Origin of the sequence: Azospirillum fermentarium, from assembly GCF_025961205.1 — a bacterium.
Lineage (GTDB): Bacteria > Pseudomonadota > Alphaproteobacteria > Azospirillales > Azospirillaceae > Azospirillum > Azospirillum fermentarium.
The window spans coordinates 853,283-877,527 of record NZ_JAOQNH010000001.1; the positions used below are offsets into that span (position 1 = coordinate 853,283).

24 protein-coding genes are annotated in these 24,245 nt (G+C 68.6%); 14 read left to right on the forward strand and 10 right to left on the reverse strand.

Annotation, left to right across the window (positions count from 1 at the left end; genetic code table 11):
- Nucleotides 1–151: 151 nt before the first annotated feature.
- Both M2352_RS04035 and M2352_RS04040 read left to right on the forward strand, forming a co-directional pair.
- Nucleotides 152–913: an ABC transporter ATP-binding protein gene (locus M2352_RS04035; RefSeq protein WP_264663217.1), complete on the forward strand. Its 762-nt coding sequence runs from the start codon at nucleotides 152–154 to the stop codon at nucleotides 911–913.
- Nucleotides 910–1,710 carry an ABC transporter permease gene (locus M2352_RS04040; protein WP_264663218.1) on the forward strand — a complete coding sequence of 267 codons (801 nt, stop codon included), beginning with the start codon at nucleotides 910–912 and terminating at the stop codon, nucleotides 1,708–1,710. Before M2352_RS04035 ends, M2352_RS04040 begins: the two co-directional genes overlap by 4 nt.
- Here M2352_RS04040 and M2352_RS04045 read toward each other — a convergent pair whose 3' ends face one another.
- The 3 genes from M2352_RS04045 to M2352_RS04055 form a co-directional block, all read right to left on the reverse strand.
- Entirely contained in the window at nucleotides 1,711–2,856 is a 1,146-nt protein-coding gene (locus M2352_RS04045) for a GGDEF domain-containing protein (protein WP_264663219.1), read from the reverse strand.
- Between the two features lie 154 nt (nucleotides 2,857–3,010).
- Nucleotides 3,011–3,637 carry a histidine phosphatase family protein gene (locus tag M2352_RS04050; protein ID WP_264663220.1) on the reverse strand — a complete coding sequence of 209 codons (627 nt, stop codon included), beginning with the start codon at nucleotides 3,635–3,637 and terminating at the stop codon, nucleotides 3,011–3,013.
- Nucleotides 3,634–4,446 (reverse strand): adenosylcobinamide-GDP ribazoletransferase, encoded by an 813-nt coding sequence (locus M2352_RS04055; protein WP_264663221.1) that lies wholly within the window; start codon nucleotides 4,444–4,446, stop codon nucleotides 3,634–3,636. Before M2352_RS04055 ends, M2352_RS04050 begins: the two co-directional genes overlap by 4 nt.
- Nucleotides 4,447–4,599: 153 nt before the next feature.
- On the opposite strand from M2352_RS04055, the gene cobT reads away from it, so the two are divergent.
- Nucleotides 4,600–5,631 carry a nicotinate-nucleotide--dimethylbenzimidazole phosphoribosyltransferase gene (gene cobT, locus M2352_RS04060; protein WP_264663222.1) on the forward strand — a complete coding sequence of 344 codons (1,032 nt, stop codon included), beginning with the start codon at nucleotides 4,600–4,602 and terminating at the stop codon, nucleotides 5,629–5,631.
- On the opposite strand, the gene M2352_RS04065 is transcribed toward cobT, so the two are convergent.
- Nucleotides 5,628–6,200: a DUF2249 domain-containing protein gene (locus tag M2352_RS04065; protein ID WP_264663223.1), complete on the reverse strand. Its 573-nt coding sequence runs from the start codon at nucleotides 6,198–6,200 to the stop codon at nucleotides 5,628–5,630. The genes cobT and M2352_RS04065 overlap by 4 nt on opposite strands.
- Nucleotides 6,201–6,226: 26 nt before the next feature.
- Nucleotides 6,227–6,937, reverse strand: a complete 711-nt coding sequence (locus M2352_RS04070; protein WP_264663224.1) for an NnrU family protein — start codon at nucleotides 6,935–6,937, stop codon at nucleotides 6,227–6,229.
- A gap of 209 nt (nucleotides 6,938–7,146) precedes the next feature.
- On the opposite strand from M2352_RS04070, the gene M2352_RS26475 reads away from it, so the two are divergent.
- The gene (locus tag M2352_RS26475; RefSeq protein WP_319802016.1) at nucleotides 7,147–7,881 is read left to right on the forward strand and encodes a cold-shock protein; all 735 of its coding nucleotides are present in this window, start codon (nucleotides 7,147–7,149) and stop codon (nucleotides 7,879–7,881) included.
- 99 nt (nucleotides 7,882–7,980) lie between these two features.
- Here the strand turns inward: M2352_RS26475 and M2352_RS04085 are convergent, their stop codons facing one another.
- A complete protein-coding gene (locus M2352_RS04085) occupies nucleotides 7,981–9,693 on the reverse strand; it encodes a methyl-accepting chemotaxis protein (RefSeq protein ID WP_264663225.1) in 1,713 nt (570 codons plus the stop codon).
- A gap of 245 nt (nucleotides 9,694–9,938) precedes the next feature.
- Here M2352_RS04085 and M2352_RS04090 point away from each other — a divergent pair, with 245 nt between their 5' ends.
- Both M2352_RS04090 and M2352_RS04095 read left to right on the forward strand, forming a co-directional pair.
- The gene (locus tag M2352_RS04090; protein WP_264663226.1) at nucleotides 9,939–10,223 is read left to right on the forward strand and encodes a YciI family protein; all 285 of its coding nucleotides are present in this window, start codon (nucleotides 9,939–9,941) and stop codon (nucleotides 10,221–10,223) included.
- A gap of 23 nt (nucleotides 10,224–10,246) precedes the next feature.
- Entirely contained in the window at nucleotides 10,247–10,666 is a 420-nt protein-coding gene (locus M2352_RS04095) for an EVE domain-containing protein (RefSeq protein ID WP_264663227.1), read from the forward strand.
- 3 nt (nucleotides 10,667–10,669) lie between these two features.
- On the opposite strand, the gene M2352_RS04100 is transcribed toward M2352_RS04095, so the two are convergent.
- Nucleotides 10,670–10,948 (reverse strand): hypothetical protein, encoded by a 279-nt coding sequence (locus M2352_RS04100; protein WP_264663228.1) that lies wholly within the window; start codon nucleotides 10,946–10,948, stop codon nucleotides 10,670–10,672.
- Nucleotides 10,949–11,282: 334 nt separating this feature from the next.
- Here M2352_RS04100 and acs point away from each other — a divergent pair, with 334 nt between their 5' ends.
- From acs to M2352_RS04120, 4 genes are all read left to right on the forward strand, one after another.
- On the forward strand, nucleotides 11,283–13,226 hold the full coding sequence (gene acs, locus M2352_RS04105; protein ID WP_264663229.1) for an acetate--CoA ligase: 1,944 nt from the start codon (nucleotides 11,283–11,285) through the stop codon (nucleotides 13,224–13,226).
- A gap of 228 nt (nucleotides 13,227–13,454) precedes the next feature.
- Complete coding sequence (locus tag M2352_RS04110; RefSeq protein ID WP_264663230.1) at nucleotides 13,455–14,621, forward strand: hypothetical protein; 1,167 nt, start codon at nucleotides 13,455–13,457, stop codon at nucleotides 14,619–14,621.
- A gap of 15 nt (nucleotides 14,622–14,636) precedes the next feature.
- On the forward strand, nucleotides 14,637–15,155 hold the full coding sequence (locus tag M2352_RS04115) for a L,D-transpeptidase family protein (protein WP_264663231.1): 519 nt from the start codon (nucleotides 14,637–14,639) through the stop codon (nucleotides 15,153–15,155).
- 178 nt (nucleotides 15,156–15,333) lie between these two features.
- On the forward strand, nucleotides 15,334–15,966 hold the full coding sequence (locus M2352_RS04120) for a PadR family transcriptional regulator (protein ID WP_264663232.1): 633 nt from the start codon (nucleotides 15,334–15,336) through the stop codon (nucleotides 15,964–15,966).
- A gap of 132 nt (nucleotides 15,967–16,098) precedes the next feature.
- Here the strand turns inward: M2352_RS04120 and M2352_RS04125 are convergent, their stop codons facing one another.
- Nucleotides 16,099–16,800, reverse strand: coding sequence for a YggS family pyridoxal phosphate-dependent enzyme (locus tag M2352_RS04125; RefSeq protein ID WP_264663233.1), 702 nt, complete (start codon nucleotides 16,798–16,800; stop codon nucleotides 16,099–16,101).
- A 122-nt stretch (nucleotides 16,801–16,922) separates the two neighbouring features.
- Here M2352_RS04125 and M2352_RS04130 point away from each other — a divergent pair, with 122 nt between their 5' ends.
- On the forward strand, nucleotides 16,923–17,405 hold the full coding sequence (locus tag M2352_RS04130) for a hypothetical protein (RefSeq protein WP_264663234.1): 483 nt from the start codon (nucleotides 16,923–16,925) through the stop codon (nucleotides 17,403–17,405).
- A gap of 89 nt (nucleotides 17,406–17,494) precedes the next feature.
- Here M2352_RS04130 and M2352_RS04135 read toward each other — a convergent pair whose 3' ends face one another.
- Both M2352_RS04135 and M2352_RS04140 read right to left on the reverse strand, forming a co-directional pair.
- Complete coding sequence (locus tag M2352_RS04135; RefSeq protein WP_264663235.1) at nucleotides 17,495–18,664, reverse strand: porin; 1,170 nt, start codon at nucleotides 18,662–18,664, stop codon at nucleotides 17,495–17,497.
- A gap of 277 nt (nucleotides 18,665–18,941) precedes the next feature.
- On the reverse strand, nucleotides 18,942–20,165 hold the full coding sequence (locus tag M2352_RS04140; protein WP_264663236.1) for a porin: 1,224 nt from the start codon (nucleotides 20,163–20,165) through the stop codon (nucleotides 18,942–18,944).
- 366 nt (nucleotides 20,166–20,531) lie between these two features.
- On the opposite strand from M2352_RS04140, the gene M2352_RS04145 reads away from it, so the two are divergent.
- From M2352_RS04145 to lptE, 3 genes are read left to right on the forward strand one after another with little or no spacing between them, the layout of a single operon-like run.
- Complete coding sequence (locus M2352_RS04145; protein ID WP_264663237.1) at nucleotides 20,532–21,077, forward strand: DUF3576 domain-containing protein; 546 nt, start codon at nucleotides 20,532–20,534, stop codon at nucleotides 21,075–21,077.
- 54 nt (nucleotides 21,078–21,131) lie between these two features.
- On the forward strand, nucleotides 21,132–23,702 hold the full coding sequence (gene leuS, locus M2352_RS04150) for a leucine--tRNA ligase (RefSeq protein ID WP_264663238.1): 2,571 nt from the start codon (nucleotides 21,132–21,134) through the stop codon (nucleotides 23,700–23,702).
- Nucleotides 23,689–24,237: an LPS assembly lipoprotein LptE gene (gene lptE, locus M2352_RS04155; RefSeq protein ID WP_264663239.1), complete on the forward strand. Its 549-nt coding sequence runs from the start codon at nucleotides 23,689–23,691 to the stop codon at nucleotides 24,235–24,237. The genes leuS and lptE overlap by 14 nt, the downstream gene beginning before the upstream one ends.
- Nucleotides 24,238–24,245: the final 8 nt, after the last annotated feature.

Here is a 24,245-nt window from a genome sequence, read left to right on the forward strand (position 1 = left end):
TGGCGGTCATGATCCGTGGGTGTCTTCCATTCCGATTCCTCCCAGAACGGGGTGCTGCCTTGGGTGGCGGCTTGGGGCTTTTTGAATCATTCTTATCCCATGGCCGCGTTCGTGCTGGCGCAGCCCTTGCTAATATCCATATTCTTGGCCCATGAGCCAACCCGCCATCAAGGCCGAAGGGCTGACGAAGCGCTATCAAGCCGTCACCGCGGTCGATTCCATCGATTTCACGGTCGAGCGTGGCTCCGTCACCGCCCTTCTGGGCGGCAACGGGGCGGGCAAGACCACGACCATCTCCATGCTGCTGGGGCTGCTGATCCCCACCGGGGGGCGGATCTCCATCCTGGGCCATGACATGGCCCGCGACCGTTATCCCGCCCTGGCGCGCATGAACTTCTCCTCCCCCTATGTGGAGCTGCCGCACCGGCTGACGGTGCGGGAGAACCTGACGGTCTATGCCCATCTCTACGGGCTGGACCATGTGGGCCGGCGCATCGGCGAACTGGCGGAGGAACTGGACATGACCGGCTTCCTCGACCGGGCGGCGGGCAAGCTGTCGGCGGGGCAGAAAACGCGGGTCGCCTTGGCGAAGGCGCTGCTGAACCGCCCCGACGTGCTGCTGCTGGACGAACCCACGGCGTCGCTGGACCCCGACACCGCCGACTGGATCCGCACGTATCTGGAGCGCTACCGCTACGCCAGCGGCGCCACCATCCTGCTGGCCTCCCACAACATGCCGGAGGTGGAGCGGCTGTGCGATTCGGTGCTGATGATGCGGCGCGGGCGCATCGTGGACCGCGGCACGCCGTCGGCACTGCTGGCCCGCTACCGCCGCGACACGCTGGAGGAGGTGTTCCTGGACATCGCCCGTGCCGCCGACATCACCACCACCGAATCGGAGGCGGCGGAATGACCGGCCTGTCCGTCCGGCGCGTCTACGCCATGATTCTCCGTTACTGGTACCTGCTGCGCGGGTCGTGGCCGCGGCTGCTGGAGTTGATGTACTGGCCCACCATGCAGATGATCCTGTGGGGCTTCATCAACCAGTTCATGGCCCAGCAAAGCGCGTGGGTGGCGCAGGGGGCCGGCGTGCTGGTGGCGGCGGTGCTGCTGTGGGACGTGCTGTTCCGCGCGCAGCTCGGCGTGTCCATCTCCTTTCTGGAAGAGATGTGGTCGCGCAACCTGGGCCACCTGTTCGTCAGCCCGCTTCGCCCCGGCGAATGGGTGGTGGCCATGATGACCATGAGCCTGATCCGCACCGTCATCGGCGTGGTGCCGGCGGCGCTGCTGGCCGGGCCGCTGTTCGGCTATTCGGTGTGGTCCATGGGGCTGCCGCTGGGGCTGTTCTTCGCCAACCTGATGGTGATGGGCTGGGCGCTGGGGATCCTGGTCGTCGCGCTGATCCTGCGCTACGGCATGGGGGCGGAGGTGCTGGCGTGGCTGCTGGTGTTCCTGCTGTCGCCCATCGCGTGCGTCTATTACCCGGTGTCGGTGCTGCCGGGGTGGCTGCAGCCGGTGGCGCTGGGCCTGCCCACCGCCCACGTGTTCGAAGGCATGCGCGCGCTGGTGTTCCACGGCGTGCTGCGGTGGGACAGCCTGGGCATGGCGGCAGGGCTGAACGCGGTCCTGATGGCGGTGTGCGCGGGCGTGTTCCTGCTGGCGTTCCGCGACGCGCGCCTGCGGGGGGCGCTGCTGCAGACCGGGGAATGATTACGGCGCGGCCGCCCCGGTCTGGGGCGCGTCCGTCGGGGGGGTGGACAGGCAGTAGCGGTTCTTGCCGTCGTGCTTGGCCTGGTACATGGCGGCGTCGGCGGCGCGCAGCAGCGCTTCGGTCGAATCGCCGTCGCCGGGGAACAGGGCGATGCCGATGCTGGCCGTCACCCCCAGCGTGATGCCGGGGTACGGGGCCGCCGCCATGGCGGTCAGCTTTTCCGCCACCACCGCCGCCCCTTGCGCGTCCACCCCGCCTTCCAGCACCACGGCGAATTCGTCGCCGCCCATGCGGGCGATGGTGTCGCTTTCCCGCAAGACCGCGCGCAGCCGTTCGGCCACCGTCACCAGCAGGTGGTCGCCGCTGTGGTGGCCATAGGTGTCGTTGACCGCCTTGAACCCGTCCAGATCCATGTAAAGCAGCGCCAGCCCGCGCCCGTCGCGCCGGGACCGGCGGATGGCATGGCCCAGCCGGTCCTCCAGCCGCATGCGGTTGCACAGGCCCGTCAGGGCGTCGTGTCCGGCCAGATGGCGCAAGCGTTCCTCCAACGCGCGGCGGCGGGTGACGTTGCGGGCCACGGCGTCGATGCCCACCGGCTGCCCGGCGGCGTCATAGCGCAGATAGGCGTTGATCGACATCCACACCACGGTGCCGTCCTTGCGCCGGACCGGCACCTCGTGATGGTTGACGCGCCCGCCCTCGCGCCGCAGCGCTGCCAGGAACCGCTCGTGTCCGCCGGGTTCGGCGGAAATGAGCGCCAGCGATTGCCCGGTCAACTCATCGGCGCTGTAGCCGAATTCCTGCTGGCAATGGGCCGACGCCATCTCCACCCGTCCATCAAGGGTGGTGCGCAGGAACACGTCCGGCAAGTGATCGACCAGGGATTGCAGCGCGCCGTTGGCCTGTTCCAGCCGGTCGCGGGCGGCCCGCAGGTCGGCGGCGACCGCCGCCCGCCGCCTGAATTCCCGCCGCAGCCCCCCGTAGAGAACCGCCGTGGTGAAGGCGACGAAGGCGATCCCCTTGGTGCTTTGAACAAACTGTCCATCCCCGCCGGGAACCAGAGTCAAGGCCCAGTCGGAACACAAGATCCACAGGACCGAGGCCAGAGCATAGGCACCGGAAATCCGTGCCGCGGAAGACAGCATGGTCACCCAAGGAAAAAAGAGACGCCCCGCAGCCAAGATTAGCCGCTTCCGCAGATCACGTCCATGAACAGATTCACGGACTCTTTGACACATTGCATTTTATCTTTTTCGGCCCTGCCTTACGGCAAGCCATTATCCTTGCAGAAAACAAAACTTATGGAGGTGTCAGCGCGGCGCCCGGCGGCAGGTTGACGCCGCACAGGCGCCACACGGCATCGCCCCCCGGCACCGCCACCCGGTCCAGCCGGGTCAGCGACAGCGGATCGACGCGCACCGGCAGCGCGCGGGCCGCGGGGATGCCCAGCGCCGCCGCCACCGCCGCGCGGATGGGGCCGGCATGGATCACCGCCACCACGTCGTCCGCCGCGCCGTCCGCCGGCCGGGAATGGCGCAGCAGCGCCGCCTCCACCCTCCGGGCCAGGGTGTCGAAGCTTTCGCCGCCGGGGGGCACCGCGGCGGCCGGGTCGTCCCAGAACAGGGCCGCGGCGGTGGGGTGGGCGGCGGCGATGGCATCCCACGTCAGGCCCTGCCACGCGCCGAAATCCTGTTCCATCAGGTCCGGTTCGGCCAGGGTGTCGGTCACCCCCAGCGCGGCGGCGGTGCCGCGGGTGCGCGACAGCGGCGTCGTCAGCCACCGCGCCCCCGCCGGCAGCACCCCGCGCACGGCGGCCAGCGACGCGGTGTCCGACAGGTCGGCGGGCACCTCGCCCTGTCCATAGAGCGTGCGGGCGGGGTTGATGACGGGGGCATGGCGGATCAGCCACCAGCGGGTGACGCTCATGGGGCCGCCGCCGCGGCCAGCGCCAGCAGCACGGCGGTTTCCGCCACCTGCTGGGCGGCGCCGAACACGTCGCCGGTGTAGCCCTTCAGCCGGCGCAGCGCCATCAGCGCCACCGCCCCGGCACCCGCGGCACCCGCGGCGGCGGCCAGAACCGGCACCGTCCAGGGCAGCCCGGCGGCGGCGGCCGATGCTGCCGCCACCGCCGCGGCCAGCCCCAGCGCCAGCGCCACCCGGCGGCCCGGCGGGCTGCCCTGCGACGCCGCCAGCCCATCCTTGCGCGCCGGCTCCATGGTCCAGGCGATCACCGGCAGCAGGGCGCGCGACACCGCCCCTCCCATCACCAGGGCGGCCACCGCCAGGGCCGGGTTGAGAAACGCCGCCAGCGCCGCCGCCCGCAAGCCCGCCACCAGCACCAGCGCCAGGGCGCCGAACGAGCCGACGCGGCTGTCGCGCATGATCTCCAGCGCGCGCTCGCGGGTGCGCCCGCCGCCCAGCCCGTCGGCCAGATCGGCCAGCCCGTCCTCGTGCAGCGCGCCGGTCAGCAGCGCCATGGCCCCCAGCGCCAGGAACCCGCCGGCCAGCGGCGGCAGGTGCAGCGCCAGGGCCGCGGCCAGCACGCCCCCGCCCGCCAGCCCGATGCCGGCGCCCACCAGCGGGAACCAGCCCATGCAGCGCGCGTGCATGGCCGGGTCGGGGCCGTGGCGCAGCGACAGCGGCAGGCGGGTGAGGAAGATCACCGCCAGGGTCAGTTCGGCGCGCCAGCCCGTCAGGCGGGAGCGTCGGTGGGGGGGTGGGGAAAGGCCGTCCATCCACCGGGTGTACGGCTCCCGGTGGCGGGGCGCAAGAGAGGGGCGCCAACCGCTTTGACGGCGGGCGGAAATCCTGCCAATGTCCCCGCCGTTTTTCCCATCACGCCGCTTGGTTTCCCCTCATCTCCCTACCTCTGCCAAGGTCCGTTGTCCATGAGCACGCCCGAACCCGCCCTGTCGTTCGAGGAAATGCGCGCCCTGGTGCGCAACCTGCCCGGCCCCGATCTGGGGGCCGCCACCGCCGCCGTGTCGCGTGAACGCACGCTGACCAAGCCGCCGGGATCGCTGGGCCGGCTGGAGGAGCTGGCGGAATGGCTGTCCACCTGGCAGGGGCAGCACCCCCCCGTGGTGCGGTCGCCGCGGGTGGCGGTGTTCGCCGGCAACCACGGCGTGGCCGCCCGCGGCGTGTCGGCCTATCCCGCCGAGGTGACGGCCCAGATGGTCGCCAATTTCCAGAACGGCGGCGCGTCGGTCAACCAGCTCTGCCGCGTGGCCGATGCCGACCTGCGCGTCTATGAGCTGGACCTGGACAATCCCACGCGGGATTTCACCCAGGGTCCGGCCATGGATGAAGAGGAATGCTGCCGTGCCATGGCCTATGGCATGATGGCGTGCGAGATGGGCATTTCGCTGCTGGCGCTGGGCGAGATGGGTATCGGCAACTCCACCGCCGCCGCCGCCATCGCGTGCGCCCTGTTCGGCGGGGACGCCGCCGACTGGGTGGGCCGCGGCACCGGCGTGGATGACGCCGGCCTGGCCCGCAAGGTGGAGGCGGTGAACGCCGGCCTCGCCGCCAACCCCGGCGTCAGGGACGATCCGTTCGAGGCGCTGCGCTGCTTCGGCGGGTACGAGCTGGCGGCCATCGCCGGCGCCATCCTGGCCGCGCGCATGGCCCGCGTGCCGGTGATCCTGGACGGCTTCGCCTGCACCGCCGCCGCCGCCGTGCTGTTCAAGGCCGACCGGCGGGCACTGGATCATTGCGTGGTGGCCCACCGGTCGGTGGAGCCGGGCCACACCCGCCTGCTGGACATTCTGGGCAAGCGCCCGCTGCTGGATTTCGACATGCGTCTGGGCGAGGCGTCGGGGGCCGTGCTGGCCATTCCGCTGCTGCGCGCCGCCGCCGTGTGCCATGCCGGCATGGCCACCTTCGCCCAGGCCGGCGTCAGCAACCGGGCCGAAGGTTAACCGTCTGACGGGGGCGGGGCGGCGCGGCGCAGAACCACCCGCACCTCCCCGTCGATGGTGGACACGCCCACCCGTTCCCATCCCCGCGACTCGGCCTCGGCGTAGAGCAGCACCGGGTCGCGGTCCAGGTGCGCGATGACCACCCGGTCCGGTTCCCGTTCCATCAGCCGCAGCACGGCGTGGAGCGGGCCGGGCGGGGTCATGCCGCGCACGTCGATGTGAACCACCGCCCCTTCCTGCCACACCTCCCCCGGCAGGCGCGGCAGGGGGGACGGAGCGCCGCCGCTGCCGCCGCCTTCGCGCCGGCAGCAGATGCGCCAGTGGCCGGGCGCCACCTCCCGCCCCTGGGACGCGAAGCCCTTGCCGGCCAGAACCCGGCGCAGCGGCGCGGGGTCGAACGGCGCGTCGATCACCAGAAAGCCCCCCGGTTCCACCCGCGTGGTGCCGTCCATCACCTGCACGAAGGGATCGGTGCCCGCCGCCAGGGCCGGGCGCACGTCGATGCGCACCGTCTCGGCGGCGGTGTCGGCCTGGGCGAACCAGTCGGCCGCGGGGGAGGGGGTGGTCATGGGGGAAACTCCCTAAGAAAAAACGGTCAGGACAGCCAGAACAGCGGATCGACGCCGAACACGCGGGGATGCGCCGCCAGCACCGCCGCCCACGCCGCCAGGGCGGCCAGCGGGCGCCACGGGCCGGTTTCGCGCGCGGCGGCGGCCCACGCCGCGGGCCGGCGGCTGGCCGGGGCGGCGAAGGGCACGGCATGGGCGGCGGCGAACAGGCGCCGCGCCCCTTCGCTATCGGCGTGGCGCAGCACCCAGCCGTTCTTGACGATGGCGAACAGGGCGATGGCGGCCATGGTGGCGAACAGCACCAGCCGGCGGCTGTCCCCGGTGGCCAGCAGGTGCAGCCCGGCCCACAGCAGCAGGCCCAGCGATCCCGGCGCGCGGGTGATGCGGTACAGCCCCCGCGGCGGATGGGGATCGTCGGCGGGGCCGAAGGGGGCCGTGAGGCGCCAGACGATCAGGGTGAAGGCCACCGGCATGGCAGCCACCGCCAGCGGTGCCGCCCAGGACGGCGGGGTGAACACCGCCGCCGTGTCCGCCGCCCGGTAGGCCAGGACGAACAGCGCCAGCGCCGCCAGCGACAGCAGGGAATAGAGCGTCGTGAACCCCGTCCGTCCCAGCGCGGCCACCAGCCGGGGCCGCACGCCGGGCCACGAGGGCAGGGCGTGGCTGGCCGCCAGCACCAGCGCCGCCGCGGGATAGGCGGCGGCGGAACCGAAAAAGCCGTCGAGCGCGGTCATCATGGCGCCATCCGTTTTCCACAAGCTGCACCGCATGGTGCATCCTTTTCCATCGAAGCACCACTTTCCGGGGGGTGGGTTGACCGCCATCAAGGGAGGCATGTGCTATTTTTCGGCTTTAAGACTTGCGCCCGCGGCCTGCCGGGGCGATTTGTGCTACACGTCGCCTTCACCCGACGCCTTCCGTGTACTTGAGCCGAGCACACCGTCCCATGCGCAACAGTCAACCGCCCCGTCATGTCTTCCGCCAGCCCAACGTGCTGGCGACGGAACTCACCGCCACCGTCAAGTGGTTCGATCCCAACCGTGGCTTCGGGTTCGTCCGTCCGTCCGACGGGTCGCCCGACGCCCTTCTGCCCGCGTCCATCGTTGCCGGCGCCGGCCACGACTCCCTGCCGGAAGGCACCACCGTGGTGGTGGACCTGACCGAAGGGCGCAAGGGTGCCCAGGTCAGCGCGCTTCATTCGGTCGATACCTCGACCGCCCGTCCGGCCGCCCCCCGCGGCCCCCGCCCCGAGCGCGGCGGCTTCGGCGGCGGCTATGGCGACCGTGACCGTGGTGAGCGGGGCGGCTTCGGCGGCGACCGCGGCGGCTATGGTGACCGCGGTGGCTTCGGCGACCGTGGCGGCTATGGCGACCGCGACCGTGGCGAGCGCGGCGGCTTCGGCGGCGACCGCGGCGGTTTCGGCGGCGGCCCGCGCCGCGGCGGCGGCCGGCCCGTCGCCGACAGCGGCGAGACCACCGCCACCGACGGCACCGTGAAGTGGTTCGACGCCGGCAAGGGCTACGGCTTCATCACCCCCGACACCGGCGGGCGCGACATCTTCGTGCACGTGCGCGCGGTGGAACGCTCCGGCCTGTCCACGCTCAGCGAAAAGCAGCGCGTCCATGTGACCGTCCGCCAGGGCGAAAAGGGACCGGAAGCGGTGTCGGTCGAACAGGCCTGATCCGTCCCCGGACAGCAAAAGGCCCCCGCCATGGCGGGGGCCTTTTTGTTTGGGGCCTTTTTGTTTGGGGATGCGGGGGGCCGCCGGCCTATCCCGCCTTCATTCCACCATGTCCGACGACAGCCGTTCCAGCAGGGTCAGCACCTCGTGGGACGCGGCGTTGAGCTTCTGGAGTTCGGCCAGGGCGTCCGCGTCCCGCCCGTCGGCCTTCAGGCGCAGGGCGTTCTTGCCGTGGTCGTGCACGCGGGCGTGGGGTTCGGCAAGCTGGCGGTAGGCGGGGTGGGCGCGGATCCGCTCGTCGGTCAGATTGTCGTACCATTTGCCCAGGCGGCAGGTGTGCTGGTTCGCCACCTCGTCGGGGCCGAGCCGCACACGCTCCATCAGCGCGTCCACGATGCGCTTCTTGAACACCACGTGGTCCACCTTGGCGACCTCGCACAGGGCGCGGGGGGTCTTGAGGGCGGCGAACTGTTCCACCCGTTCGGCCAGCGCGGCGTTGGACCGGTCCACCGACTGGATGACGGTGCCGATGCGGGTGTCGTTGTGGGCGGCCTTGTCGGCGATGGTGTTGATGCCGTGGGAGATCTGGCCCGAGGCGCTGGACTGCTGGTTCAGGATCTCGGCGATTTCGTGCATGCGGTCGGTGACGCTGCCCACCTGGGCCGCCACCTGTTCCATCTCGTTGCCGGTGGCGGCGATCACGTCCTGGCCGTGGGCGACGGCCTGGCCGTTTTCGCGCATGGCGGTGACGATGGCGGCCATTTCGGCGCGCAGCGTGTCGATGCGCCCGCGGATGTCCTCGGTGGCCCGCGCGGTCTGGTTGGCCAGCGCCTTCACCTCGCCGGCCACCACGGCGAAGCCCTTGCCGGCCTCCCCGGCGCGGGCCGCCTCGATGGTGGCGTTGAGCGCCAGCAGGTTGGTCTGCTTGGAAATGGCGTCGATGGACACCAGGATCTCGCCGATGCGGTCGGAGGCGGCGGCCAGATTGTCGATCTTGTCCACCGTCGCCTCCACCGCCCCGGCGATGGTGCGCATGGTGCTGACGGCATCGGCGGCGGCGCGGCGCCCGCGCTCCACCGCCTCGCCCGCCGCGCGGGCGTCGTCGGACGCGCTCTGGCTGTTGCGGGCGATCACGTCCACCGAGGCCACCAGCTCCGACGCCGCGGCGGCCACCGCCTGCCCCTCGTCCTTGACGATGCGGGAATCGCGGCTGAGTTCGGCCAGCGTCACCATCGCCTCGTTGGAATGGACGGCGAACTGCACGAAGCTGTGCAGGTTCTCGTTCATGTCGCGGCTGAGCTGGCCCATGCGGTTGCTCTGGTCGTGGGCGGTCTCATAGGCCGAGAGGGTCAGCTCCATGTCCGCCATCACCAGCCGGGTCAGCGCCGCCGCCGCCCCGCCGCGCTTGCCCCCGAACAGCCCGCCGCCCGCGGCTTCGGCCGTTTCGATCAGCCGGGCCAGCATGAACATATAGGCCACGATGTAGGCGTGGGGCGGCAGCCCGATGCGGGCGTGGGTTTCCCCCACCCGGCGGGCGTGCCCCTCGTAATCGGCGGACACCTGCCCGTTCAGCAGGTTTTCCCAGTGGCGGCGCTGGCCCGCCTTGAGCTGCGGCAGCCGTGCTTCGTCGCCGATGTGGTTCCACAGGGCGGGCGTGCGGCGGATGAAGCCGTAGAAATCATCCACCAGCCGGTCCAGGCTGGCGGTCAGCAGCGGGGCCACGCGGGCCAGGGCCGCCCGGTCCGCATCCCCCATCAAGGCATGGCCGACGGTGGCCCGGCCCGCCGTGGCGTGTGTCGCCGCTCCTTGCATCCTCCACCCCCTCCGTGCGGTTTCAACCGCCTTTTGATGATATGCGAATCAATGCTTTGTTCCGGGACACGGCATGTTTATTGCCGTGTTCGCGCATGATGACTATTCATGTGTGTAATCTGTAAAAAACGTTAAACGTTCGAAGGGATCATCTGTGCTAAACCGTCGCACGGACGGGAAAGGGGTGCTTTATCCGCGGCACCGCTTGCGTTACCGTCCGGCCACCGCTGACGGAGGGTTCGACGATGCTGTACATGTTCTATTGCGTGGATAAGGACGGGGCCGCCGAGGTGCGCACCGGCAACCGGGCCGCCCATCTGGCCTATCTGGAATCCCTGGGCGACCGGCTGTTCCTGGCCGGGCCGCTGCTGTCGGACGACGGCGCCGCCATGGTCGGCAGCCTGCTGGTGGTCGATTGCGCCGACCGTGCCGCGGCGGACGATTTCGCCGCCAACGATCCCTATGCCAAGGCCGGGCTGTTCCAGTCGGTGACCATCCGTCCGTGGCGCCGGGTGTTCCCCAAGGGCTGAACCGAGAATAGGGGAATGGCGCCATGGCCCGCTGGCTGGTGAAATCGGAACCGTTCAAGTATTCCTGGGACCGGATGGTGGCCGATGGCGTCACCCATTGGGACGGGGTGCGCAACCATCAGGCATCCAACAACCTGAAAGCCATGCGCATCGGCGACCGGGCGTTCTTCTACCATTCCAACGAAGGTCTGGCGGTGGTGGGCGTTGTCGAGGTGGCGCGCGAATACTACCCCGACCCCAGCGACCCCGCCGGGCGCTTCGGCATAGTGGACGTGCGCGCCCTGGCCCCCGTGCCGGTGCCGGTCACGCTGAAGCAGATGAAGGCCGACCCGGCGCTGGAGGGCATGGCGCTGGTGCGCCAGTCCCGCCTGTCGGTCTGTCCGGTGACGGACGAGGAATGGGCGCTGGTCTGCCGGATGGGCGGAATCGACCCGGCGGTCTGACGCCTATTCCGGCCGCAGAGAGGGGCGGTCCGCCAGCATGGCGGCATGAAAGCCGTGGGCCGCCTCCCCCATGGTGCGGGCCAGCATCGTCATGTTCCGGGCCGCCGCGGCATAGCCGGAGGCCGGAGCCTCCCCCAGAGCCATCAGGGCCGCGTCCAGCAGGGCGGCGGTGTCCCGATCCGCCGCCCGCCCGATGCGGACGGCGGCGTGCGCGCACAGCCCGTCCGGTCCCGCGGCACCGCCATCGGAAGAGGGGGGACCGGGGGGAGGGGTGCCGGGCATGGGACCATTTCCATCAGAGTTTGCCAAATCAACCCCGAATGGTAATACCGCTTTTTTAAACTTCGGTTAAACCGATGCCCCTTTTGGCCGAGGCCGGTGGGGGTAAAAACTGCGTCATTATGACGCATGCGCGCGCCCCTTGTCTCTGTTGCACTGCGGCAATGCGCAAAAATCACTTGCTTACAAAGCGTTCCTTTGTCCGTACGGCACCGTCTGCTGCTTGTCACCCACCGGGCTTCTGTGGATAATGCCCGCCAAACGGGTCGGCACCATAACCGGTCCACAACGGCCCCACGGGGCAAGATCAGAACATAAGCGGGGGAATCGCAAACCAATGTCGGACAACACCTTTTTCCCGGTGAAACCTGAGGTTGCTGAAACGGCCCTGGTGAATGAGGCCGCCTACGCCCGCCTGTACGAACAGTCGGTGAAAGATCCCGACGCCTTCTGGGGCGAGCAGGGCAAGCGCATCGACTGGATCAAGCCCTACACCAAGGTCAAGGACGTCGATTACAACAACGACGTCCATATCCGCTGGTTCTACGACGGCACGCTGAACGTGTCGGCGAACTGCATCGACCGCCATCTGGAAAAGCGCGGCGACCAGACCGCCATCCTGTTCGAAGGCGACGATCCCGGCGTTTCCAAGGCGATCACCTACAAGGAACTGCACGAGAAGGTCTGCCGTCTGGCCAATGTTCTGAAGAAGAACGGCGTCAAGAAGGGCGATCGGGTCACCATCTACCTGCCGATGATCCCGGAAGCGGCCTATGCCATGCTGGCCTGCACCCGCATCGGCGCGATCCATTCGATCGTGTTCGGCGGCTTCTCGCCGGACAGCCTGAAGGACCGCATCGTCGATTGCGACAGCCACTTCGTCATCACCGCCGACGAAGGTCTGCGCGGCGGCCGCCGGGTGCCGCTGAAGGCCAACGCCGACAAGGCCGTGGACAATTCCGAGGGCATCGTCAAGCACGTGCTGGTGGTCAAGCACACCGGCGGCAACGTGGCGTGGACCGAGGGCCGTGACCTCTGGTACCACGAGGAAATCGAGTCGGTCTCCGCCGACTGCCCGCCGGAAGAGATGAGCGCGGAAGACCCGCTGTTCATCCTCTACACCTCCGGTTCGACCGGCAAGCCCAAGGGCGTGCTGCACACCACCGGCGGCTATCTGGTCTATGCCTCGATCACCCACCAGTACGTCTTCGACTACAAGGACGGCGACGTCTACTGGTGCACCGCCGACGTGGGCTGGGTCACCGGCCACAGCTACATCGTCTATGGCCCGCTGGCCAACGGCGCCACCACGCTGATGTTCGAAGGCGTGCCCACCTATCCGTCGGTGTCGCGTTTCTGGGACGTGATCGACAAGCACAAGGTCAACATCTTCTACACCGCCCCCACCGCCATCCGCTCGCTGATGCGCGAAGGCGAGGCGCCGGTGAAGAAGACCTCGCGCGCCAGCCTGCGCGTTCTGGGGTCGGTGGGCGAGCCGATCAACCCCGAAGCCTGGCTGTGGTACTACAACGTGGTCGGCGAAGGCCGTTGCCCGATCGTCGATACGTGGTGGCAGACGGAAACCGGCGGCATCCTGATCACCCCGCTGGTCGGCGCCATCGGCCTGAAGCCCGGTTCGGCCACCAAGCCGTTCTTCGGCGTGCAGCCGGTCGTGGTGGACAACGACGGCAACATCCTGGACGGCGAGACCGAGGGCAACCTGTGCATCGCCGACAGCTGGCCGGGCCAGATGCGCACCGTGTTCGGCGACCACGAGCGCTTCGTCCAGACCTACTTCTCCACCTTCCCCGGCAAGTACTTCACCGGTGACGGCTGCCGCCGCGACGCCGACGGGTACTACTGGATCACCGGCCGCGTGGACGACGTGATCAACGTGTCGGGCCACCGCATGGGCACGGCGGAAGTGGAAAGCGCGCTGGTGGCGCATCCCAAGGTCGCCGAAGCCGCGGTGGTGGGCTATCCGCACGACCTGAAGGGTCAGGGCATCTACGCCTACGTCACGCTCAACGCCGGCGAGGAGCCGACCGAGGAGCTGCGCAAGGAGCTGGTGGCCTGGGTCCGCAAGGAAATCGGCCCCATTGCCTCGCCCGACCTGATCCAGTGGGCGCCGGGCCTGCCCAAGACCCGTTCGGGCAAGATCATGCGCCGCATCCTGCGCAAGATCGCCGCCAACGAACACGACAGCCTGGGCGATACCTCGACGCTGGCCGATCCGACCGTGGTGAACGATCTGATCGACAACCGCATGAACCAGGCCTGATCCTGATCGGTCAGACCGTTTCGGGAAGGGGGGCCGTTCGGCCCCCCTTTTCCGTTTGGGCGCCGTTTCCGGTCCGGTCCCCATCCCGGCAGGAATCGCCACCCGGTAAAAGATTCCGGCGGAAAGCCGGTCCGGGGGCCGGAATCCCGGCAAAATAGCCCCTGAAAATTGGCACGCTGCTTGCTTCTTTCTGTGGCAGACCCTGGCCTGCCTGAAAGGACCGACGCCATGGCCATCGCCCCCGCCGCCACATCCTCGTTCGATGTCGCCCGTGCTTCGTCGGCTGCGGCGGCGCCGGTGTTCGGCATGTCCACGGAAGATCCGGGGGTTCTGCCCTATCACCAGGAAGGCCAGATGACGTTCGGGGATTTCCTCGACATCATCAACCCGCTCCAGCACATCCCCTTGGTCAGCACCCTGTACCGCGAGGTCACCGGCGACACCATCAGCCAGCAATCGCGGGTGATGGGCGGGTTTCTGTACGGCGGCCCGCTGGGCGGCATGGGGGCGGTGGTCAACGTGATGGTGGAGGACGCCACCGGCAAGGACATCGGCGACCAGCTCCTGTCGGCCATGTCGGGCGACTCCGGCGCGCCGGCGGCGCAGCGCCTGTCTTCCCAGCCCATTCCCCTGACCCCCCAGGGCGAGGCGGCCCAGAAGCTGGCGGCGCAGCAAGCGGCGCAACAGACCGCGGCGGTGCCCGTACAGGGGCAGGCCGCCGCCCCGCCGCCGGCCTCGGCCCCGGCAGCAGCCCCCGCCGCCGGCCCGGTGAGCGCCAGGACGGCCATCCCGGTGCAGGCGGCCCAGGCACCGCCCGCCCCCCATGGCGCCGGTCTGGCGACCTCGGCGCTGATGGCCCGCAACAACGCCGCCCCGCTCAGCGCGGAACGGAGTCAGGAGCTGCAGGAGCAGCTTTTGAACGGTCAATACCATCCCTCGCGCATGCCCACCCGTGACGCGGTTCCGGCCAGCACGGTTCAGGCCAAGCACGCGGCCTCCCTGGCGGCGCGGCAATGGGCGTCCCAGGGCGGATCGGTGCCCCCCTCCATCGCCGTGGCGGCGGCGGGCGGTGACAAGGGGACGGCGGCGGGCACGGCCAGGGCCGTGCCGCCCGCGCACAGGATCCCTTCCCCATCCGCCGCCGCCTCCGCCGCCACCGCGGCATCGGCCAACGCGGCTCTGGCCGCTGCCGCCGCCGCGGCCCAGCCGGCGGCGAGCACCGCCCCGGCCGGCGCGCCGCCGGCCCCGGCGGCCGGTGCGGCGCAGCAGCAGCCCGCCGCCCCGGCACCGGTCGCGCCGGAGATGCTGTCCGACGTGATGATGCGCAATCTGGCCAAGTACGAAGCCGCCAAGAAGGCGCTCAACCCCACGACTCCGGTCATCCGCACCAACTGATAGCGGGAACACCCCATGGACATCGCGGTACAGCCCGACGGCCCGTCGCAGGGGCGGGTGATCTGGCCCGGCGGCTCGGCCCGCTGCGCCCTGGGCCGTGGCGGCGTGCGCGTGGACAAGCGGGAAGGGGATGGGGCAACCCCGGTGGGGTGCTTTCCCCTGCGCCGCGTCCTGTGGCGCGCCGACCGGCTGCCGCCGCCGGTGAGCGGCCTGCCGGTGTCGCCCATCCGGCCCGATGACGGCTGGTGCGACGATCCCGCCGATCCCGCCTACAACACCCCGGTGACGCAGCCCTATGCCGCCAGCCACGAGTCGCTGTGGCGGGACGATGGGGTGTACGACGTGATTGTGGTGATGGGGCACAACGACGACCCGCCGGTTCCAGGGCTGGGCAGCGCCGTGTTCGTCCATCTGGCCCGCCCCGATTGGGAGCCGACCGCCGGGTGTGTCGCCCTGGCCCTGCCGGACCTGCTGGCGCTGCTGGCGGCCAGCGGACCCGGGAGCCGTCTGAGCGTTCTGGAACCGCAGGGCTGATCTCCCTCTCGTTTCCTCACCACCGGGTGCCAAGGGGCGGAGCCGCAGGGCTGCCGCCCTTTTTTCATGGCCGGTCTTGACGCCGATATAGTTTCGATATATCTAAGACTCGTTATATCGAAACAGTATCGAGTGTGTTTCGCCAAAAGGGCGGAGCCACCGGCAATGGAGAACGGGCATGAAGATGTTTTGGGGCCGCAAGGGGTTCGGATTCGGGCATGGCCATGATGGCGGGGACGAGGTGTGCGCCCATCATGGCCGCCGGTTCGCCCGCGGCGATTTCTGGGGCGGCGGGCGCGGGCATGGTGGCCCCGGTGGCGGCCATCATGGGGGCCGCGGCGGCGGTCTGGGGCGCCTGTTCGCCCATGGCGACCTGCATTTCGTGGTGCTGCACCTGATCGCGGAAAAGCCCCGCCACGGCTATGAACTCATCAAGGCGATTTCCGACATGGTGTCGGGGGCCTACACGCCCAGCCCCGGCGCGGTCTATCCCACCCTGACCATGCTGGAAGAGCAGGGGTATGTGACCGTCGATGCCTCGGCGGGCAACAAGAAGCTCTACACCATCACCGAGGACGGTACGGCCTATCTCGCCACCAACCGCGGGGCGGTGGATGCGCTGCTGCAGCGGATGCAGCAGGCCGGGGCCGAGCATGGCGGGCACCACGCCGCGCCACAGATCGTGCGGGCGGTGGAAAACCTGAAGATGGCGCTGCGGTTGAAGACGGGATCGGGCGCCCTGACCGACGAGCAGGCCCGCATCATCGCCGAGGCGCTGGACGATGCCGCCCGCACCATCGAGCGCTGCTGACGGGAGTGGGGCTGCCGCCCCGAACCCCGCCCGGGAAGCACGGCTTCCCGGACCCATCAGCTTTTTATTGGTAAAAAAACGGGGGGTATGAGGGCTGTGCCCCATGCAGGTGCGGGCGGCAGCCCGCTTCTCTTACTCCACCGCAGGCCGCGCCCCGAAAATGGCCGTCCCCACCCGCACATGGGTAGCGCCGAATCGGATGGCGCTGGGGAAATCGCCGCTCATGCCCATGCTGACCTCGTCCAGCCCGTTGCGCTTGGCCATCTGGGCCAGCAGGGCGAAATGCATGGCCGGTTCCTCGTCCACCGGCGGGATGCACATCAGCCCGGTGACGGGCAGCTTCCAGGTGTCGCGGCAGGCGGCGACGAAGGCATCGACCTCCGCCGGCAGGATGCCAGCCTTCTGCACCTCTTCACCTGTGTTGACTTCAATCAGGCAGCGGGGGCGGCGGCCGGTGCGGGCCATTTCCTCGGCCAGCGCCTCGGCCAGCTTGGGCCGGTCCACGGTTTCGATCACGTCGAACAGGGCCACCGCCTCGCGCACCTTGTTGGTCTGGAGCGGGCCGATCAGGTGAAGCTCGATGTCCGGATGGGCCTCTTTCAGCGCCGGCCACTTGGCCTTGGCCTCCTGCACCCGGTTTTCGCCGAACACCCGCTGGCCGGCGGCGATGGCTTCCGCCGCGGCGTCGGCGCCGTGGGTCTTGGACACCGCCACCAGGGTCACCGCACCGGGGGCGCGGCCGCAATCGGCCAGCGTCTCGCCGATCTGGCGGCGAACCTCGGCCAGCCGCCCGGCCAGGGTGGGGGCCAGGGGAGAGGAGTCGGGGGTGGTCATGGCGGCGGTCTCCACGCGTTGGGGTTCTATACACGTCCCTCGTGGGCGTGGTAACGGACCCTCCGGCGAAACGCAAGAACGCACGCCCGATCCTTATTCCATTCCAGCAAGGAGGAATCCCGATGCGGATTCGTCTGGCCGCCCCCCTCGTCGCACTGGCCGTGGCCGCCGGTATCCTGACCGCCGGCGGCACCCCGGCCCTGGCCGCCGACCCGCCGAAAACCGCCCCCGGTTCGCCGCTGGCCAAGGTGGCTTTCCCGGTCCAGCCGTTTTCGCTGGCGGACGACGGCACCTATGCCGGTTTCATGGCCGATGTTGCGAAAAGCATCAAGCGCACCTGCGGGCGGGTGGAAGCGTACGGCTGGGAGTTCCCCGGCGCCACCACCGCAGCCGAACAATTGCAGGTCACGGCTGTCGTCCAATCCACCATGGGGAATTTCGAGAAGGTTGGCTACCGCCTGGAAGAAGCGGCGGACGCCACCCTGCCGGACCGGGAAATGGTCGCCTATACTGCGGTGAAGGACCGGACCACGCTGCTGCTGGTATGGACGCCGCTGACCGACTCGGCAATGCTGCTGCTGTGCGACGCCTCGCCGGCGAAGTGACGGACCCCAAAACGAAACGGCGGCGGAGAGGACTCCGCCGCCGTTCGTATGGATGCACCGGGTGACCGGTGCCCGCAGTCTTTCCTGGATCAGAAAGCGACGCGGGTGTCGAAGATCACGACGCTGCCCTTGTCGTCGTTGGCGGACACGTTGTGATTCAGGTCAAAGTAGTTGTATTCCAGGCCGACGGTCAGGCCGGGAGCCACGGTGTAGTTGGCGCCGACGCTGTACAGGTTCAGCTTGTTCTTGCCGGTGGCGTCGAAGTCGCCGGCGTCCTGGGCATAGGTGTAGGACGCCCCGACCACGATCGGGCCGGTGGTGTACTGGAGGCCAGCGATGATGGTTTCCTGATCGGTGGAGTTGGAACGACCGACCTTCACGTAACCGCTGTCGTAGGAGTTGGAGTAGCTGCCGCCCACCTTGAAGCCGGCGTAGCCGAGCTGCAGGCCAGCCTGCCAGGACGACAGGTCTTCGTAGCGGGTGGTGGTGAGGCCAACCACGTCGTTCTTGGCCTGACCGCCGCTGTAGAAGGCGCTGCCTTCGATGGTCACGCCGCTGAATTCGCCGGTATAGACCGCGCCGATTTCATACACATCGTTGTAGCCTTCCGCACGGCTTTCCGAACCGACGGAGGTGTTCTTCGCACGGCTCACGGCGGTGTTGGCGCTGCCGTAGTTGCTGTTGGCGGGGCCGGTCACCGGGGCGTAGCTGGCGATGAGCTGCAGGCCCGAGAAGCTGGGGGTCAGGTAGGTGATGCGGGTGTTGGCATCCGACGAGCCCAGGGTGCGGAGCTGGCCCTGGGTCGACAGCGGGATGTTGCCGCCGGTCGTCGGGCCGAGGTAGCTCATCCACCAGCCGTCGGCGGCACCGAAGGTGCCCCAATCGACCACCGGGCCGATGAAGGCATAGTTGTCGGACGCACCGGCGTCGGTACCGGCCTGAACGCGGCCGAACTGGCCTTCGGCGAAGATGTAGGCGCGGTCGGCATCGATGGTGCCGTTGCCGTTGCTGGCGCGCAGACGGACGCGGGCGCCGTATTCCAGACCGTTGTCGGCCTTGGCGGTCGGGGTGATGTTCAGGCGGAAGCGGTTCATGGCTTCGGTCGAACGCAGGCCCTGATCCTTATCCTGATCGACGTAGCCGAACTGGAAGAAGGCGTCACCACCGATCAGAACGTTGAACTTGGTCTGGGCGCTGGCGCTGCCGGCGGCGGTGCAGAGCGCGGCGGCGGCGCAGCCGATGACGAGATAACGCTTCATGGAAATCAGTCCTTGTTCTTGAAGCCCGCGCTCGGGCCGTCGTTGTCCGTACCGCCATCAGTTAATCCCTCCCCTTATTGGCGGGCAAGCGGGAATAACCGGATCTTTTGCCGTTTTGCGACACCGTTGCTGCAAAGACACACGAAGAATGTCGGCATGGCGCATTGTGCGTAATACGGAAAGAGATGAGGCGGACAAGAGCCAAGGGACTGAAAAAGCATAAAAAAAGACGGCGGCCGAAGCCGCCGTCTCTCTCTCAAATCGATCGGATGATCGATTAGAAGGTCAGGACCGAGCGCAGCAGGATCACCGAACCCTTGTCGTCGTAGTTGGTGGTCGCGGTGGTCAGGTCGCTGTTGGCGTCGAAGTAGGTGTATTCCGCACCCACCGCCAGGCCGGGGGCGACGGTGTACGACGCACCCAGACCCCAGGTTTCCAGCTCACGCTTGCCACGGACGCTCAGGCTGCCCGGGTCCTTGCCGTTGGTGTAGGCGGCGCCGACCATGATCGGGCCGGTGGCGTACTGCAGACCGACGTTCCACACTTCGTTCTTGTCGCGGAACAGGTTGGCAGTCTTGGCCTGGCCCGATTCGCCGTGGCTCAGGTAGCCACCGCCGAGCGTGAAGCCGGCGTAGGAGACCTTGGCGCCCAGCTGGAAGGCGTTCAGATCCTTGTAGGCGACGCCCGAGGTGGTCTCGGCCTTGCCCCAGAAGTAGCCGCCGCCGACGGCAACGCCAACACCACCGAAGGTGTTCTTGTAGTTGGCGCCGATTTCGACGATGTCCTGGAAGGCCTGCGACCAGTTGCCATAGGCAATGCCGGTGGCCGAGTTGGCCGCGCCGATCACGGCCGAGGTGCCGGCCTTGGTGCGGTTGACGTCGGTCAGGTTGCTGTCGTTACGCGGGGTGTACGACAGACCGGCCTGGAAGCCCGAGAACACCGGCGAGTAGTAGACGATCTTGGTCGCGTTGGCGTTCGCGGTGATCGAGTGGGCGGTCAGGGTGTTGGTGCCCTGGATCGCGCCGCCGACGTCCGCACGGCCAACGGCCGCGGTGGTGGTCTGGGCGGTGTTCGAGGTGCCGGTGATGTAGCTCATGAAGGCATCATAGACGCCCAGGAACTCGTAATCGATCGGACGCGACACGTAGCTGTCGTCGTTGAAGGAGTTGGTGACGCCCAGGCGGACCTGACCGAAACCACCCTGCACGAAGACGTAGCCGCGGTCGGCGTCGAGCGTGCCGGCACCGGACTGGGCGCGGATACGGGCGCGGGCGCCGTATTCCAGGCCGTTGTCAGCCTTGGCGGTCGGCTGAACGTTCAGACGGAAACGGTTGCGGAATTCGGTCGAACGCAGGCCGGCATCGCGGTCCTGATCGACGTAACCACCTTCGAAGTAGGCGTCGCCGCTCAGCTTCACTTCGAACTTGGCCTGGGCGTTGGCGGCCCCGGCGCCCATGGCGAGAGCGGCAGCGGCGCAGCCGGCCAGCAGATAACGGTTCATGATGTTGCCTCCATCCTGGCAGCAAATTTTTGAAAGCCGGGTTTAACGTCCAGGCTGAGTATGTCGTACGCACGCCCGGCCTTCCCAGCAAGCCGAAAAGCCTTTTCCGTGCTGCTTTGAAGGAACAGTGTGTCTGACAAAACACACATTTCTGCCCGCTCTCTGGGCAGCGCCGGGCCAAAAAAACGGCGGATGCACCGCAGCATACAGGCGCTCCAAAGGCGTTGCCAAGATGGAAGGGGCAGGGCTGCTTCCCTTCCCCCCGCCCCATCGGCTGTTGCGCGGGTGGGCGGTTTATGGTCTTGTCTCGGCTGACATCCGCCGCAGGACCGCTGCGGCTCCTTTCAGCCCTCGTGTGTCCGAAAGATGCTGCTGATCTCACGCCGTTCACGCCATGCCCTGTTCACCTCTGCCGCTCTGGCGGCGGCCCTCCTCGTGGCCGGCTGCGGTGACAGCAAGCCCCCGTCCCATGCCGAGCAGATGCAGAAGGAGATGTATCCCTTCGGCAGCATTCTGGGCGGCGAGGGCGGCATCAGCCTGTTCGGCAAGAACAAGAAGAGCGGCGAGGGCGAGGGTGCCGGCATCGGCGTCAACAGCTTCCTGTGGCGCGCCTCGCTCGACACGCTGGCCTTCATGCCCATCGTCCAGGCCGACCCGTTCGGCGGCGTGATCCTGACCGACTGGTACACGCCCCCCGACAGCCCGTCGGAACGGTTCAAGGTCAACCTCTACATCCTGGACCGCCAGCTCCGCGCCGACGGCGTGCGGGTGTCGGTGTTCCGCCAGCAGAAGACCGGGGCCGACTGGCGTGACGCGCCGGTGGCCGGCAACACCGCCGCCACGCTGGAGGACTCGATCCTGACCCGCGCCCGCCAGCTTCGCCTGGCCCAGCAGGCCCGCGGCAACGAATAAGCCGCCACCGACAGTTCATCGTGCCCATTCACTACGGACAAAGAAGCAGCCGCCATGTCGCGCTATAATGTCAAGGAAACCGAAGCGAAATGGCAGGCGGTGTGGGATCAGCGCGGGTGTTTCACCGCCCGCGAGGATGCCGCGCGCCCCAAGTATTACGTGCTGGAGATGTTCCCCTATCCGTCGGGGCGCATCCACATGGGGCACGTGCGCAACTACACCATCGGTGACGTGATCGCCCGCTACAAGCGGGCGAAGGGCTTCAACGTCCTGCATCCCATGGGCTGGGACGCCTTCGGCCTGCCGGCGGAGAACGCCGCGCTGGAGAAGAAGACGCATCCCGCCGTCTGGACCCACGCCAACATCGCCGCCATGCGCGAGCAGTTGAAGAGCATGGGGCTGTCGGTGGACTGGAGCCGGGAGGTCGCCACCTGCGACCCGCCCTATTACCGTCACGAACAGAAGATGTTCCTGGATTTCCTCAAGGCGGGCCTGGCCTACCGCAAGGAATCCTGGGTGAACTGGGATCCGGTGGACAACACCGTCCTGGCCAACGAGCAGGTGATCGACGGCCGCGGCTGGCGCACCGGCGCGCTGGTGGAAAAGCGCAAGCTGTCGCAGTGGTTCCTGCGCATCACCGAATTCGCCGACGACCTGCTGAAAGGCATCGAGTCGCTGGACCGCTGGCCCGAGCGCGTGCGGCTGATGCAGGAGAACTGGATCGGCAAGTCCACCGGCGTGCGCTTCCGATTCGCCATCAAGGACCGGGCCGACACGCTGGAGGTGTTCACCACCCGCCCCGACACGCTGTTCGGCGCCTCCTTCGCCGCCATTTCGGCCAACCACCCGCTGGCCGCCGAACTGGCCGCATCCCGTCCCGAACTGGCCGCGTTCATCGCCGAGTGCAACCGTCTGGGCACCAGCGAAGAGGCGATCGAGACGGCGGAGAAGAAGGGCTTCGACACCGGTCTGACGGTCGTCCACCCCTTCGATCCCACGTGGGAACTGCCGGTCTACGTCGCCAATTTCGTGCTGATGGAATACGGCACGGGCGCCATCTTCGGCTGCCCGGCCCATGACCAGCGCGACCTGGATTTCGCCCGCAAGTACGGGCTGCCGGTCACCCCGGTGGTGGTCCCCGACGACGCCGACCCGGCCACCTTCGCCGTGGGGGCCGAGGCGTACACCGGCCCCGGCTCCCTGCGCAATTCCCGCTTCCTCGACGGGCTGCCGGTGGACGCGGCGAAGGACGAGGCGGGCCGGCGGCTGGAAGCCACCGGCCAGGGCGAACGCACCACCCAGTACCGCCTGCGCGACTGGGGCGTGTCGCGCCAGCGCTATTGGGGCTGCCCGATCCCGGTCATCCATTGCGAGTCGTGCGGCACGGTGCCGGTGCCGGAAGACCAGCTTCCCGTCACGCTGCCGGAGGATGTGACCTTCGACAAGCCGGGCAACCCGCTGGACCATCACCCGACGTGGAAGCACACCACCTGCCCCTGCTGCGGCAAGCCGGCGGTGCGCGAGACCGATACCTTCGACACCTTCATCGAGTCGTCGTGGTATTTCGCCCGCTTCTGTGCGCCGCACAGCGCCGACGCCGCCTTCACCAAGGAGGCGGTCGGCTATTGGCTGCCGGTGGACCAGTACATCGGCGGCATCGAACACGCGGTGCTGCACCTGCTGTACTCCCGCTTCTGGACCCGTGCGCTGCAGCGCTGCGGCTATCTGGACCTGCAGGAGCCGTTCGCCGGCCTGTTCACCCAGGGCATGGTGAACCACGAGACCTATAAGGACGCCCAGAGCGGTGCGTGGCTGTCGCCCGCCGACATCGTGAAGAACGATCACGGCGACTACATCCGCACCGACAACGGCGGGGCCGTCACCGTCGGCCGCGTGGAAAAGATGTCGAAGTCGAAGAAGAACGTGGTCGATCCGGCCACGATCATCGACGGCTACGGCGCCGACGCCGCCCGCTTCTTCATGCTGTCCGACAGCCCGCCCGAACGCGACCTGGAATGGACCGAGGCCGGCATCGACGGTGCGTGGCGCTTCATCAACCGCCTGTGGCGCATGGTGACCGAACCGGCGGTGGCCTTCCCCGCCCCCGGCACGCCGCTGCCCGCCACCCTGTCGGATGAGGCGGTGGCGGTGCGCAAGCAGATTCACAAGACCCTGGCCGGGCTTGGCGAGGATCTGGAGAAGTTCCGCTTCAACAAGGCGGTCGCCCGCGTGCGCGAACTGGCCAACGCCGTTGCCGAGCTGAACGGCGCCGGTGCGGGCGAGGATTGGGTGCTGCGCGAGGGCTGCGAGGCCCTGGTCCGCGTGACCGCCCCCATGATGCCTCATCTGGCCGAGGAGCTGTGGCAGGCGCTTGGCCACACCACCCTGCTGGCCGAACAGCCGTGGCCCGACGCCGACCCGGCGCTCGCCACCGACGATTCGGTGACCATGCCGGTGCAGGTGAACGGCAAGCTGCGGGCCACCCTGTCGCTGCCGCGCGACGTGGCGAAGGATGTGGCCGAGGCCGCCGCCCTGGCCGACGCCAACGTGCAGCGCGCGCTGGACGGCAAGCCGGTGCGCAAGATCGTCGTCGTTCCGAACCGGGTGATCAATGTCGTGGCGTAACCATCGGGGATGGCGGGTGCTGGTGGCGGGGGCCGGTCTTCTGGCGCTCGCCCCGGCGCTGGCCGGGTGTGGCTTCCAGCCGCTGTACGGCGCCGGTGCCGGGGCCGGACGGGCCGAGGCCAACGCCGCCCTGATGCAGGTTGGCATCGCCAACATCCCCGAACGCCGGGGCCAGCAGTTGCGCAATCTGCTGATCGACCGTTTCTACGAGACCAGCCGGCCGGACAACAGCCGCTACCGGCTGGACGCCAGCTTCCAGGCCGGGGAACAGAAACTGGCCCTGCGCAAGGATGCGTCGGCGGAACGGGCGCAGTTGGTGATGAACGCCCAGTACCGTCTGGTGGACACCGCCAGCGGCAAGGTGGTCTTTTCCTCCTCCAGCCGCTCGTTCGTCAGCTACAACGTGCCCAACGACCAGTTCGCGGCCATGTCGCTGGTGGACAGCGCCTATCAGCGCGGGCTGGAGCAGATCGCCGACGACATCACGCTGCGGGTGGCGATGTTCCTGTCCAAACCCGCCGCCCCGGCTCCCTGATCCGGCAG

Bases quoted from the DNA above. Each gene is read 5' to 3' on its own strand.
- M2352_RS04035 (WP_264663217.1), top strand. From the start codon at position 152: ATGAGCCAACCCGCCATCAAGGCCGAAGGGCTGACGAAGCGCTATCAA.
- M2352_RS04040 (WP_264663218.1), top strand. From the start codon at position 910: ATGACCGGCCTGTCCGTCCGGCGCGTCTACGCCATGATTCTCCGTTAC.
- M2352_RS04045 (WP_264663219.1), bottom strand. From the start codon at position 2,856: ATGCTGTCTTCCGCGGCACGGATTTCCGGTGCCTATGCTCTGGCCTCG.
- M2352_RS04050 (WP_264663220.1), bottom strand. From the start codon at position 3,637: ATGAGCGTCACCCGCTGGTGGCTGATCCGCCATGCCCCCGTCATCAAC.
- M2352_RS04055 (WP_264663221.1), bottom strand. From the start codon at position 4,446: ATGGACGGCCTTTCCCCACCCCCCCACCGACGCTCCCGCCTGACGGGC.
- cobT (WP_264663222.1), top strand. From the start codon at position 4,600: ATGAGCACGCCCGAACCCGCCCTGTCGTTCGAGGAAATGCGCGCCCTG.
- M2352_RS04065 (WP_264663223.1), bottom strand. From the start codon at position 6,200: ATGACCACCCCCTCCCCCGCGGCCGACTGGTTCGCCCAGGCCGACACC.
- M2352_RS04070 (WP_264663224.1), bottom strand. From the start codon at position 6,937: ATGATGACCGCGCTCGACGGCTTTTTCGGTTCCGCCGCCGCCTATCCC.
- M2352_RS26475 (WP_319802016.1), top strand. From the start codon at position 7,147: ATGCGCAACAGTCAACCGCCCCGTCATGTCTTCCGCCAGCCCAACGTG.
- M2352_RS04085 (WP_264663225.1), bottom strand. From the start codon at position 9,693: ATGCAAGGAGCGGCGACACACGCCACGGCGGGCCGGGCCACCGTCGGC.
- M2352_RS04090 (WP_264663226.1), top strand. From the start codon at position 9,939: ATGCTGTACATGTTCTATTGCGTGGATAAGGACGGGGCCGCCGAGGTG.
- M2352_RS04095 (WP_264663227.1), top strand. From the start codon at position 10,247: ATGGCCCGCTGGCTGGTGAAATCGGAACCGTTCAAGTATTCCTGGGAC.
- M2352_RS04100 (WP_264663228.1), bottom strand. From the start codon at position 10,948: ATGCCCGGCACCCCTCCCCCCGGTCCCCCCTCTTCCGATGGCGGTGCC.
- acs (WP_264663229.1), top strand. From the start codon at position 11,283: ATGTCGGACAACACCTTTTTCCCGGTGAAACCTGAGGTTGCTGAAACG.
- M2352_RS04110 (WP_264663230.1), top strand. From the start codon at position 13,455: ATGGCCATCGCCCCCGCCGCCACATCCTCGTTCGATGTCGCCCGTGCT.
- M2352_RS04115 (WP_264663231.1), top strand. From the start codon at position 14,637: ATGGACATCGCGGTACAGCCCGACGGCCCGTCGCAGGGGCGGGTGATC.
- M2352_RS04120 (WP_264663232.1), top strand. From the start codon at position 15,334: ATGAAGATGTTTTGGGGCCGCAAGGGGTTCGGATTCGGGCATGGCCAT.
- M2352_RS04125 (WP_264663233.1), bottom strand. From the start codon at position 16,800: ATGACCACCCCCGACTCCTCTCCCCTGGCCCCCACCCTGGCCGGGCGG.
- M2352_RS04130 (WP_264663234.1), top strand. From the start codon at position 16,923: ATGCGGATTCGTCTGGCCGCCCCCCTCGTCGCACTGGCCGTGGCCGCC.
- M2352_RS04135 (WP_264663235.1), bottom strand. From the start codon at position 18,664: ATGAAGCGTTATCTCGTCATCGGCTGCGCCGCCGCCGCGCTCTGCACC.
- M2352_RS04140 (WP_264663236.1), bottom strand. From the start codon at position 20,165: ATGAACCGTTATCTGCTGGCCGGCTGCGCCGCTGCCGCTCTCGCCATG.
- M2352_RS04145 (WP_264663237.1), top strand. From the start codon at position 20,532: ATGCTGCTGATCTCACGCCGTTCACGCCATGCCCTGTTCACCTCTGCC.
- leuS (WP_264663238.1), top strand. From the start codon at position 21,132: ATGTCGCGCTATAATGTCAAGGAAACCGAAGCGAAATGGCAGGCGGTG.
- lptE (WP_264663239.1), top strand. From the start codon at position 23,689: ATGTCGTGGCGTAACCATCGGGGATGGCGGGTGCTGGTGGCGGGGGCC.